Source organism: Ereboglobus sp. PH5-10 (assembly GCF_029504735.1).
Taxonomy (GTDB): domain Bacteria; phylum Verrucomicrobiota; class Verrucomicrobiia; order Opitutales; family Opitutaceae; genus Ereboglobus.
The window spans coordinates 329,407-341,436 of the sequence record NZ_JAQFIP010000002.1 but is presented as its reverse complement, the minus strand read 5'-3'; the positions used below and the strand labels follow the sequence as shown (position 1 = coordinate 341,436).

Genomic DNA, 12,030 nt, shown 5'->3' with positions numbered 1-12,030 from the left:
TTCATTTACGAGCTCATCCAAAAATGCCCGCCATCAATCCAAACGCCACGCCGCTTTTTCCCCGCACCGCGCTGCATCCCGCCGCGCTTGCGCGGGCGGATGCGCAAGCGGACGGAGGCGCGCCCTGGTGCGTGGCGTTTTCGGGCGGGGCGGATTCGCTCGCGCTTCTCATCACGCTGCGCGAGCACTGGCCGGAGCGGAAAATTGTCGCGCTCCATTTTAACCATCACTTGCGCGGCGAGGCCAGCGACGGGGACGAGCAATTTTGCCGTGATGTTTGCGCCGCGCGCGGCGTGGAATTGCGGGTTGGCCATTGGGAGCGCGCCGACACAAACGCCAGCGAGGCCGGGGCGCGCGAACAGCGTCATGGTTTTTTCGACCAACAAATGACCGCCCTCGGCGCGCGCGTGCTTTGGCTCGGCCACCAACTTGACGACATCGCCGAAACACAGCTCATGCGGCTGGCGCGCGGCAGCAGCACCGCCGGGCTTGCGGCGCCGCGCCCGGTTCACGCGCATGCGAACGGGCGCGTATTTCTTCGTCCGCTCCTCGCGCTTTCGAAGCGCGAAATCACCGGCGCGCTTCGAGCGCGCGGGGTCGCGTGGCGCGAGGACGCGACCAATCGCGAGGGGGATTTTTTTCGCAATCGCATTCGCCGCGACATGCTGCCCGCGTTCATCGCCGCGTCCCAAAACAACGACGCGCTTGCCGGTGCCGCGCTCACGCGCGAGCTTCTCGAGGAGGATGCCGCCGCGCTCGACGCGTGGCTCGACGAGTTGCTTCCCGCGTCCGCGTTCACGCCCCGTTCGCTCGACTTGCGCGCGCTCGCGGGCAAACCCCGCGCCTTGCTTCGACGCGCGCTTCGTCGCTGGCATCCCGCCTCCGAACTCGCGCGCGCCGGCTTCGAGGCACTTCTCGCCATTTGCGAGAATCCCGGCGGCGCTGCTGCAAAACGGACGAGTGTTGGCGATGCCGTTGCTGTTTTTGAAAATGGCATCCTGAGCATCGAGCCGCCCGCGGGCACCGTCCCCTCATTCAACTTTTCCGCCACCGCGCCTTTCGTGCTCAGCCTGCCCGACGGCGCGACACTTGCGGCGGAGCCTATTGCGCTCACCGGCGAACTTCGTGACGAAATCCTCTCGGGCCGCCATGATCCGAGTGGCGCGGTTTTTGTTTCGCCCGGGCCGGGCGGCCTTGTCGTCCGCTCCTTGCAGCCCGGTGACCGTTATCAACCGCTTGGCGCGCCTGGTTCGGCTAAAATTTCCGATCTGCTCATAAATCGTAAAATTCCGCATGCGCGCCGGCTGGCGCTGCCGGTTGTTTGTTTTGTCCGTGACAAACAAACGGACGTCGCTGAAATTCTCTGGGTTCCGGGTATTCCTCCCGCCGACGCTTGGAAGATCACGGCGCATACACAACAGGCGCTGCATTTGACATATCGTCGCGGAACCCGCACCTTGTTTCCAAAGTCTTTACACAATTCACAGAAATAACGAAATGCCAGAACCCAAAAACGACAAAAAACGCCGTCCCCTGAAAAGCCTTCCGCCGGAAGGCTTCCAGCCGAAGGTCTGGATCATTTGGTTCGGCCTCATTGCCGCGTGCGCGGCTCTTTACATGTTCGGCGGGCGCATGGGCAGCAGCGGCGAAACTGCCAAGCTCAACATCCAGCAGGTCGTTAATCTCACCCAGGTGAACCAGATCAAGAGCGGTGTCATCGAGCCCAAGCTCGCCGGCGGACGCGATTGGATGACAATCAGCGGCGAGCTCGTCCAGGACGCCAAGCTCCCCGACGGGCTCACGTTAAAGCCTGGCGCGCCCAAACCGACCCGTTTCGTTGCCGAAGGCCGGCTCACGGACAAAAATCTCGAAGTCCTCCAGCACTCCGGCCTCTACACCGAGAAACAAAGCTCGAGCTGGTTTGAAACCATCGGCTCGCAACTGCTCATGTTCGGCGTGCTGATTGCCGTCATTTATTTCCTCTTTTTCCGCCAGCTCCGCAACGCGGGCAAGGGCGCGATGAGTTTTGGCAAAAGCCGCGCCAAGCTCCTCACGCGCGATCGCGACAAAATCACCTTCGCCGAAGTCGCCGGTTGCGACGAGGCCAAGGAGGAAGTTTCCGAGGTTGTCGATTTTCTGAAGGACCCGAAAAAGTTCACCCGCATGGGCGGCAAGATTCCGAAGGGCATCCTCATGGTTGGCCCTCCGGGCACGGGCAAAACGCTTCTCGCCAAGGCCGTCGCGGGCGAGGCCGATGTGCCGTTCTTCTCGATCAGCGGCTCCGACTTTGTCGAAATGTTTGTCGGCGTCGGCGCCAGCCGCGTGCGCGACATGTTTGAGCAAGGCCGCAAAAACGCGCCCTGCCTCATCTTCATCGACGAAATCGACGCCGTCGGTCGCCAGCGCGGCGCGGGACTCGGCGGCGGCAACGATGAGCGCGAGCAAACACTCAACTCGCTCCTCGTCGAGATGGACGGTTTCGACACCACCGAGGGCGTCATTATCATCGCCGCGACCAACCGCCCCGATGTTCTCGACCAGGCGCTGCTGCGTCCCGGACGTTTCGACCGTCAGGTTCACGTTGATGTGCCCGACCTCATTGGCCGCGAACAAATCCTTCGCGTGCACGCCCGCAAGATTTCCCTCTCCGACGACGTCGATCTCAACGCCATCGCGCGCGGCACCTCCGGGCTTTCCGGCGCCGACCTCGCCAACCTTCTCAACGAGGGCACGCTCCTCGCCGCCCGCCGCAACAAGAAGCGCGTCGAGATGGTCGATATTATTGATGCGCGAGACAAAGTCATCTGGGGCCGCGAACGCCGCAAGCTGATGGACGACGAGGAGAAAAAATCCACCGCATGGCACGAGGCCGGACACGCCGTCCTCCAGGCCGTCCTCGACGACGGCACGCTCCCCATTTACAAGGCCACGATTTTGCCGCGCGGACGCGCGCTCGGTTTTGTCGCCACGCTTCCCACCAAGGACATCCGCTCCATGTCCAAAAAACGCCTGCTCGATTACATCTGCATGGCGATGGGCGGGCGCATTGCCGAAAAACTCGTGACCCACGAAATCAGCACCGGCGCCGCCGCGGACATCAAGCAGGCGACCGCCACCGCGCGCTCCATGGTTTGCGATTACGGCATGAGCGATCTCGGCCCCATCGCGCTCGGGCAGGATCAGGACACCGTTTTTCTCGGCCGCGACATCACGCGCTCGCAACACATCAGCGAGGACACCGCCCGCAAGGTTGACGACGCCATCTCGAAAATCATCTCGCTCCAATATGATCGCGCCGAAACGATCATCAACGAGCACCGCGAGGCGCTCGACAAGATCGCGCAGGCACTCATCGAATACGAGACGCTCGAGGGCAAGCACATCATGGAAATCCTTCAGCACGGCGAAATAAAATCCCCCGTGATCAACGAATCCATGTCGAAGCCCGCGGAAAAACCCGCCGAGCCAAAACCCGCGTCCACAAAACCCGCCTCCGACGACGGCGGGCTTCCAAAAACCGCGCCCAATCCGGCTTGACGAAATAAAAAACGCGAACATTGAGTTCGCGTTTTTTGTTGCCCGCCGCCGTTATGAGACGCGCGTTTCTTGCGCGCGCATTTACCCGCATTAAAATGAAAACTCACCGCACGCTTGTTATAATATTGCTCACCCTGGCCTGCGCGACACTTGCGCACGCCAAGAATATCGAACCCCGATTCTCCCGTCGCGAAGCGCCGGTTCTCACACTGGCTCAAAACAACACCGCGCTTGAAATCCGGCTCAACAACGAGCACCCGTGCACCGTCGAAAAAATCGCAATCAATCTCGACGGAACGACCGACCTCAACGACATCGCATCGGTTCGCATTCACTATGCGGGGCGCGACAAAAAAAGCCATCCGTTCGGTGAAACGCGCGCGCCCGTCGCGGGGGAAATGGTGTTCGCAGGCTCGCAGGCGGCGGGCGTTCCACCGGGCGTTTTCAAAATCTCCATCCGTCTCAAACCAAGCGCCGATTTGCTCAACCGAATCAACGTCTCGTGCGCATGGATGCAAATCGACGGAAAACGCATCGCCGGGGCCGCCATGCCCGCGCCGGGATTGCGCGTGGGTGTCGCGGTTCGTCAGGCAGGGGACGACGGCGTTGCGCGCTTCCGGATTCCCGGCATCGTCACTACGCCCAAGGGCACGCTGCTCGCCATATACGACGTGCGCAGGGAGAAATCGCGAGACCTCCAGGGGGACATCGACATCGGCCTGAGCCGCAGCACCGATGGGGGGCAAAATTGGGAGCCCATGCGCATCGTGCTCGACATGGGCGAATGGGGCGGCCTCCCGCAAAGATACAACGGCGTGAGCGATGCCTGCATCCTCGTGGATGATCGCACTGGCGACGTTTATGTCGCGGGCTTGTGGATGCACGGACTGCTCGACGCGGAGGGTCGTTGGATTGAAGGGCTGAGCGAAAATTCCACCGAGTGGACGCATCAATGGCGCGCGAAAAGCTCGCAACCGGGTTTTGGCGTGAAACAAACCTCCCAATTTCTTCTAGCCAAAAGCACCGATGACGGACGCACCTGGTCGCCGCCGAAAAACCTCACCCGCGCGTTAAAAAAGGAGGAATGGTGGCTGTTCGCACCCGCGCCCGGACGCGGCATCATGTTGAAGGACGGCACCCTTGTTATGCCCGCCCAGGGGCGGGACGAGAAGGGGCTCGCCTTTTCAAACATCGTTTTGAGTCGCGATGCCGGGAAAACATGGTCCGCCAGCCATCCCGCTTATTCCGGTTCCAACGAAAATCAAATCGTCCAACTCGACGACGGTTCCATCATGCTCAACTCCCGCAGAGGCCGCGACCAGGGCAGCCGCGCGGTTACGGTCACGCACGATCTTGGAAAGACGTGGCGGGAACATCCCTCGTCCGGCGCGCTGGTCGAGCCGGGCTGCATGGCCGCGCTTCATCGCCATGAATACACCGCCCCCGACGGTTCGCGGAAAAGCATCCTGCTGTTTGCCAATCCGAACTCCAAGAAGGCGCGGGAAAAAATGACCATCAAGGTCAGTTTCGACAACGGCGCCACATGGCCGGCGCGCCACTGGATTTTGCTCAACGAGGAAAAACGCAGCGCCTACTCGTGCCTCACCTCGGTTGACGAACAAACCATCGGCATTCTCTACGAAGCCGGTGCCGCAAACATGGTTTTCCAAAAAATTCCGCTCGCCGAAATCCTCAATCGTTGAGGCTCAACGCGCGGGGACGTTTTTAGAATTGCTCGGGAAATCCGTGCTCAGAACGCAAAATCGTCGGTGGTCGTGGGGGCGACTTGTTCCTGCACGAGCTTTTCGGCGGTTTCGTGTTTTGCGATTCCGCTTATGACAATCGCCTTCGGCGTCACCGGGCAGGCGTATTGGCACGCGCCGCATCCGATGCAGTAGCGCGGATCGACCACCGGCACGGCGTCGGCATGGCCGGGTGGCTTTTTCATTTGCAACGCCCCCGTGGGACAGTGCTCGGCGCAGGCGCCGCAGGCGGTGCCGTCCTTGACAATGATGCAGCGCGGGTGCGCCGTGTGGGCGAGGCCGATGCGCGTGGTGTGCTTGGCGTCCCTGGCGAGATGCAGGATCGTGCCGTCGGGGCAGACGTCGGAGCAGACGGTGCAGTCAAAATTGCAAAAACTCTTGTCGAAATTGAGGCGCGGCTTCATGAGGCCGGCGAGATTTCCGTATTCGAGAAACGCGGGTTCGAGCACGTGGCTCGGGCACGCGCTCACGCAGAGCTGGCACGCGGTGCATTGCGAGAGGATGCGCGCGACGCTTTGCGCGCCGGGCGGCGCGACGACTTCGGGATTGTCGAGTTTTGAAAAATCGCGCCCGCGTCCGTGTCCTTGCCCGTGCTGGCCCGGGCCTTTTGGCCCCTTGCCTTGTCGCCCGCCGTTTTGCGCGATGCCGCGCGAGGCAAGAAGCGCGGTCGCCCCGACGGTTGCGAGCGTGCCGGCCATCGCCGTGGAAATAAAGGCGCGGCGGTTGGCGCGCGAAGGCGGACGGGCGATGGAATTTGGGATTTGCGAGTTGCGATTTGAAATTCCGCGCGGTTCCCGTCGCGCGGACACGCCGTGCCAGCGGTATTTCACGCCGCCCTCGTCGCACACGGAGATGCAATCGTAGCAGGCGACGCAGCGCGAGAAATCGATCTCGGCGGCGCGCAGGTCGATGCACTGCGCCTTGCAGGCGCGCAGGCAGTCGCCGCATTTTACGCAGGCTGTCTTGTCGATGCTGACGCGCCAGAGCGCGCGGCGCGAGACGAGGCCGAGCAGCGTGCCGACGGGGCAGACGGTGTTGCACCAGAGGCGTCCGCGTTTGGCGGCCATGATCGCGACGGCGATGAAAATGAGGAGCGGGGGCAGGAGCGCGCCCGCGGCGGCGAAGCTGACGTTGACCTGCGGAATGGCGGCGGGGTGGCCGAGCGCGTTGGCGACGGTGGCGGCGATGTTGTTGGCGACCACAGCGAGCGGACGGAAGAGCGTCGAGGCGAAGCGTCCGAAATGGCTGTAGGGATCGAGCCACGCGAGCGCGACGCCGCCCCAGCCGGCGACGATGGCGAGGAGCGTGGCGGCGAGAATCGCGTGGCGAAGCGTGTTGTGCGCTTTTTTGGCGGGAAGTTTGTAGGGCGGTTTGCGGCGGATTTTTGCGGAGATGCGTGAAATGACATCCTGCAAAATCCCGAGCGGACAAATCACCGAGCAATAGACGCGCCCGAACGCAAACGTGAGCGCGAGGATGAGCAGGCACGCGAGCGCGGTGGCGTGGAACGCGGTCGCGAACGTGAGCACCGAGGGCACGAACTGAGCCGATGTGTAAACGTGCTTGAGGTGATTGGGAACGAGATCGCGGAAGTCGATGAACGCGGCGAGCGCGATCAGAATACTCGCGAACGCCGCGACGATGCGCAGGCGGCGGAGGACATGGCGGGCGGGGGATGCGTTTTCAGGCGCAGTTTTTCGCGGGGTATTGTTTTGTTTCTTCATGCTCGTCATTCGCCACACACTACTCGCCACAGGTCATGCGGTCATTCGCACGCGCTCGATTTTTAGCTCGCCGAGATTGTTGCGCCCGTGGCCGGCCTCGGCGGCGATGCGCACGTGCTCGATGTCGCGCTTGTGACCCATGATGCGCGAGGCGGCGGCGTCGATCGCCACGATGTCGCGCGAGATGAGGAGTTGTTTCACGCTCGTGTCGAGGTCGGCGACGGTGACGCCCTTGGGGCCGTTGCGTTTCATCGGGCTGAAGGCGTCGAGGATGTTGAGATCGGGTTTTTTGAAGCTGAGGATGTCGGCTATGCACTGGTGCAGGCCGTTGCGGTGATACGAGCGCTGGTCGGCCTTCGAGACGATGCCCATGAGGTTTTTCATGCAGGCGGTCATGGTGGCGCCGCCGTGGTGCTTGAGCACGGGGACGTTGATGAAGACGTCGCTGTCGAGGACGGCGGTGTGGACTTTCACTTTTTTAATCGAGACGCCGCCGGGGATTTCGATGTCGCGGTAATACGAGTCGTTGTTGGCGGGGAGCACGCGCGCGCCGGCGGCACGGGCGGCGTCGGCGATGCCGCTGGTTTTGTAGGATTTGTCCCACTGGTCGCAGGTGTTGTCGAAAACGGAAACCTCGCTCGCGCCGGCCCCGAGGCAGAGGGTGACGAGCCGCGCGACGATGTCGGGATGGGTGTTGGCGCAGAGTTCGGGCGGCTTGTCCCAGCCGATGTTGGGTTTGATGACGATTTTCTGGCCCTTCTTGACGAAGGCTCCGATGCCGCCGAACGCCTCGAGCGCGCGGTCGAGCATGGCGACGCGATCCTCGCCCTTGACGGTGATGAGGTCGGGGACGCCGCCGGAGGCCGGCGCGTCGGCGGCGACGAGATTTCCGAGGGAGGGGAGGGCGGCTGCGGTTGCGCCGGCCACAAGGCCTTTTTTGATAAAATCGCGGCGTGTGTTCATGATTGTGTAATGGGGGTGGCGTTGTTTTTGAAAGATTCTTATTTGCGACTTCGGCGAAGCGCGCAATGGCGATTTGGGCGAAACGTGCGAATCCCGAGTATGACGTCCCGAGTATGACGTTTCGAACGGGCGATGGTTGCGCAAAAAGGGCGGCGCACGCCGCCCGTGACCGCGATTTTTAATCGCCCCACAATTTTTCCCGCGAGTTTCGTCCGGGGCTATCGCTTAGAACTTAAGTTTTGGAAGTTTGGCGGCAATGGCGGCGATTTGCAGGAAATTTTTAAGCGCGGAGGCGACGGCGTTTTTGTCGGCGGCGGCGGGCAGCGGGGACGATGCCATCAGCTCTTTCGCCAAGCGGGCGGCGTCACCGGCACCGGCGTATTCGATTCCCTTGGTCGAGGGCAACGCGGCTATGGATATCAGGGTTGCCGCCATTTCGCGCGCGAGACCTCCGGCTCCGCTTCCGATGACTTTGTTATATATGGCCGCGGCGGGGTTGCGAGCCACTAGCGCGCCGGCCGCCTTCGCCCTGGCCGCATGTTTTTTCATGTCCTCCAGCGGCGCGGCGGCGTGCTTATACATTTCATTGTTGACGTTTTTTTCCTTGTTGCGAATCGCCGTTTCTATGATTTCGGGGCGCAATTCCTTGAGAAGTGCGTCGGCGGCTTGCGACATTTTGCGGAGCAACGCGGCGCTTTTGGGCGCGAGCGGGTCTTTTTTGTCGACGCTTTTTTCCGTGGTTACGGCGGCGTTGCGCACTTCACCGATTGCCTCGCGCAGAGTGATGACTCCCCCGACAATGACTTCGCGCACCAAGTCGTCGCATGTTTTGCTCCAGCGCTTGTAATGATATTGGGCCCATGCGGGGCTTTGCTTGAAGAAGGGCGCGAGCGCGCCGAAGCCCGCTTTGTTAAAGGCCTTGTTGAGCTCGGCGAGCGCCTTTTCGCATTTGGATTTATCCTTCAGCGAGGCGGGAATATCCTTGGCTCCCTGCCAGTGTTTGAGAGTCAGGATTTGTGGTATTTCGGGTGCGGTAAAGGTAGCCATGGCGAGAATTTCTACATTGGTTTTTTAACAGTGGTGTTGAGGGGCACGCGGGGGCGTTCCGGATTGAGTCCCAGTGATCGCTTGTAGCGGGTGGGGGTAATTTTTTGCTTTGCCGCGCCTCCGTCCCCTGTTGCCCGGGCGGTCTTGCTGAACTGGCCTTGTTCGGCGGCGATGAGGAACGATTCGATGGTCGCCTTGGCTTTCTCCCAACGTAAGCGGACGTCCTGGGCTTTGCTGGCCGAAACCAGTTCAATGCTGCCGTCGGATTCAGAAAATTCGCCGAGCACATGGCCGAGCTCAATTATGATCCGGCTGATTCGATATAAAAAATCCTCGGTTGTGATCTCCTCGGTGGGGCGTTTGACAAATGTGCCCTCAAAGCGCGAGCAGAGCCATTCGAGCGGAGCCATGTCGCCGGCGAGGCGCGTGAGCACCTCGATGCGGTCAAGCGGATTGCTCGTTCCGCTGCCGACGATGGGGGCCTCGGCCCATTTATACACGAGCGAAAGAGATACCCCGAGTTCCTGCGCGACATGCTTCGCGGGAACTCGTTTGAGCAATTCTTTGACTATGTCGTGGGATTCCATCTACGGGCTGTGTGTTATGCTTTGGCGCGTGCGTCAAAAGCTTTTAGTAATTTTTTTGCAATTGCGTCGTATTTGGCGATACCTGCATCCACCGCCTTGCTTGTTTTTTCAATGGATTGGATTTGGGCGGTCAATTTGACGCATTGATCGGCCAATTCCCGGTTGCCTTGTGCCTTGGCGGACGCGGCCATGCGGGCGATTTCCCTGGCATCGGCGAGTTTGCCGCCGGCCCTGGCGCATTTGGCCTGGGTGGCGGCCAGGGATGCCTGCAATTTGCCCGCGCGCACTTGGTTGACCGCGGACGTGAGTTTCGGCGAGGCCACGCCCTTGCCGACAATGGTGTCGAGTTTCGTGATGTCCTTGAGGGATTTGTCAACTGTCTGGGCGAGCAGGGTGTAGTCCTTGAGGCAAGCCGCCGCCAATGCCGCGTTTTGCTGCAAGTTTTTCGACGCGGCTGTGACTGCGGCGACTTCTTCGTCGCTTTCCTCAATCAGAAGATCCTGCACCTTGACCGCGCCCTTCTGCCATTTTTTCAGTAGGATGAAGAATGGCTCGATGAATTCGCGCACCTCCTCCGGCATCTTGGAGTCGCCGAGCATTTTTTTAATGCGCTTCATCAAATAGGCGACGTGCTCGCGAAACTCCTCAAAGAGTTCGACTGTGAGCGGCTTGGTTTTCTTGATCTTGATGAGCGTGAGGTTGAGGAACTTCAGCGTCTTGGTGAACTTGGGGTCTTTTGTATATTCAAGATCAAGCCACTCGGCGTAGGAGTAGGGGGATTTGAGCTTTGGGGGGAGTTTTAGTTTCATGGTGTGTGCTTGTCGTGTGTGGTTATATTGTGCGCGGCGCGGGTGAGGGAGGGCGGGAGGACGGGCTTATGCGCCGCCTTCGCCCTCCGCGCTGTCGTTGCGTTCGTCGACTTCCTTCGGGGCGGTGGGCTCCTCGGGCGGATCGGGTTCTATGGCTGTGCCGGATGCCTTGGTCATAAAGTGACAATGGTTTGGTTCGTTTTGCAGTGACGCCTATTTTTTGACTTTTTTGGCGGCGGCTTGGTATGCTTTTTTTGCGGCGTCCTCCGCTTGTTTTTTATAATTTTTCGTGGCGACCAGATCGGTTTGTATTTTTTTCCGCAGGGTCAGCGAGGTCTTGTAAATTTCCGCCAGTTTTTTGGTCTGCGGTTCCACATCCTTGGGCGCGACGCGCGGAATCTCGAGCAGGGTTTTGTTGTATATGCGCGTGGCTTGGTCCAGTTTCTCCAGCGCCAGGGCGGTGTTGGCGATGGGTTCGTCAAATATTTGATCAACTGTTTCCACTGTGCCGTCCATCCACTTCAGAACCGCGTCCGGTGTTTTCCCCTCCGGGTTTTTGATTTGCTCCTTTATCAATCCGAGGAGCCGTTTGCCATCCAGCTTCTTGACCAGCGACTCGGCCTCCTTGCTCAGCTGCTCGATGGCGGCCGCCCCGTTGAGAATGGACGCGCGCACGTCTTTTAGCGCGCCTTTTTCGAGCGTGAGATTGACCATGATGGCGGCTTCGGCAGCCTTTCTGCTATCAGTCATTCCCGATGCGAGCGTGTCCATTTGCTTCAGCATGGAAACCAGCTCCAGGTGTATGTTTGACAGGTTTTCGAAAATGCCGGTGTCTTTTTGTATTATGCGTGTGACAAGCGCCTTGTCGTTGGGGTTTACCCCGGCATCCGTGCGCACTTTTTGACGCCCTCCCTCGCGTTGATATTTGAATTCCGGAAACACAGTCCCGTCGTAATAAGACTGCTCGGTGGCGACGAGGGTTTTGGTTTCACCCAGAATTTTTTCCATCAGGGAGAGCTTCGAGTCATACTCGGACTGCTTGATTTTTTTTGCCTTGATGTCGGTGGTGATTTTGGTGAAGGCCGCTGCGCGTTGTTTCAGGAGCTCGACGTTTTTCTTGAAGCGGGCTTGGGCCGCGGTCAGCAGCTTGAGCGCGCGGCTGCGAATTTCGAAAAAGGTTTTATACGCTTTTTCCCCTTGGGAAATTTCCTGTTTGAGGGCGATTTTTTCATCAATCACAGCCCCGGCGATGGCCTGGGCCACCACGATTATTTTTTTGGCAAACCCGGCCGCGGGGGCGGGCAGGGAGGGGTGCTTGAGGACTTTTTTTGCCGCTGTCACAACATCGTCGCTGGTTCCGCCAAGGGAGCCCAGTGCGGCGGCAAACACGGTGTATCCATGCTGAACCAAGCTTGGCTTGAAGGCCTTGAGGCCGTCGTCCAGCTCGTCAAGGGCGGCCTCCAGGCCGCAGTCAGCCTTGGCCGGCAGTTTGTTTTCGGTTTTGATTTTTTTCCAGGCCGCCGCGTTTGTGGAGGCGCTCAGTTGGGAAGGTAGTTTGCTCATGGGTTTGGATTGTTTAATTTTTTGTTTTTGGTGTCAC

9 protein-coding genes are annotated in these 12,030 nt (G+C 60.1%); 3 read left to right on the top strand and 6 right to left on the bottom strand.

Annotated elements, in window-relative coordinates:
* The first annotated feature begins 23 nt into the window (after positions 1 to 23).
* The 3 genes from tilS to M2447_RS03240 all read left to right on the top strand — a co-directional run bounded on the left by tilS (position 24) and on the right by M2447_RS03240 (position 5,240).
* On the top strand, positions 24 to 1,493 hold the full coding sequence (tilS, locus tag M2447_RS03250) for a tRNA lysidine(34) synthetase TilS (RefSeq protein WP_277557377.1): 1,470 nt from the start codon (positions 24 to 26) through the stop codon (positions 1,491 to 1,493).
* Between the two features lie 4 nt (positions 1,494 to 1,497).
* Entirely contained in the window at positions 1,498 to 3,537 is a 2,040-nt protein-coding gene (gene ftsH / locus M2447_RS03245) for an ATP-dependent zinc metalloprotease FtsH (protein ID WP_277557376.1), read from the top strand.
* A gap of 95 nt (positions 3,538 to 3,632) precedes the next feature.
* The gene (locus M2447_RS03240) at positions 3,633 to 5,240 is read left to right on the top strand and encodes a sialidase family protein (protein ID WP_277557375.1); all 1,608 of its coding nucleotides are present in this window, start codon (positions 3,633 to 3,635) and stop codon (positions 5,238 to 5,240) included.
* Positions 5,241 to 5,287: 47 nt separating this feature from the next.
* Here M2447_RS03240 and M2447_RS03235 read toward each other — a convergent pair whose 3' ends face one another.
* The 6 genes from M2447_RS03235 to M2447_RS03210 all read right to left on the bottom strand — a co-directional run bounded on the left by M2447_RS03235 (position 5,288) and on the right by M2447_RS03210 (position 11,993).
* Complete coding sequence (locus M2447_RS03235; protein ID WP_277557374.1) at positions 5,288 to 7,024, bottom strand: 4Fe-4S binding protein; 1,737 nt, start codon at positions 7,022 to 7,024, stop codon at positions 5,288 to 5,290.
* Between the two features lie 33 nt (positions 7,025 to 7,057).
* The gene (locus M2447_RS03230; protein WP_277557373.1) at positions 7,058 to 7,987 is read right to left on the bottom strand and encodes a DUF362 domain-containing protein; all 930 of its coding nucleotides are present in this window, start codon (positions 7,985 to 7,987) and stop codon (positions 7,058 to 7,060) included.
* A 225-nt stretch (positions 7,988 to 8,212) separates the two neighbouring features.
* Entirely contained in the window at positions 8,213 to 9,034 is an 822-nt protein-coding gene (locus M2447_RS03225) for a hypothetical protein (RefSeq protein WP_277557372.1), read from the bottom strand.
* Between the two features lie 11 nt (positions 9,035 to 9,045).
* On the bottom strand, positions 9,046 to 9,621 hold the full coding sequence (locus M2447_RS03220; RefSeq protein ID WP_277557371.1) for a hypothetical protein: 576 nt from the start codon (positions 9,619 to 9,621) through the stop codon (positions 9,046 to 9,048).
* A 14-nt stretch (positions 9,622 to 9,635) separates the two neighbouring features.
* Positions 9,636 to 10,430 (bottom strand): hypothetical protein, encoded by a 795-nt coding sequence (locus M2447_RS03215; RefSeq protein WP_277557370.1) that lies wholly within the window; start codon positions 10,428 to 10,430, stop codon positions 9,636 to 9,638.
* Positions 10,431 to 10,643: 213 nt separating this feature from the next.
* Positions 10,644 to 11,993, bottom strand: a complete 1,350-nt coding sequence (locus M2447_RS03210; RefSeq protein WP_277509089.1) for a hypothetical protein — start codon at positions 11,991 to 11,993, stop codon at positions 10,644 to 10,646.
* Positions 11,994 to 12,030 lie beyond the last annotated feature (37 nt).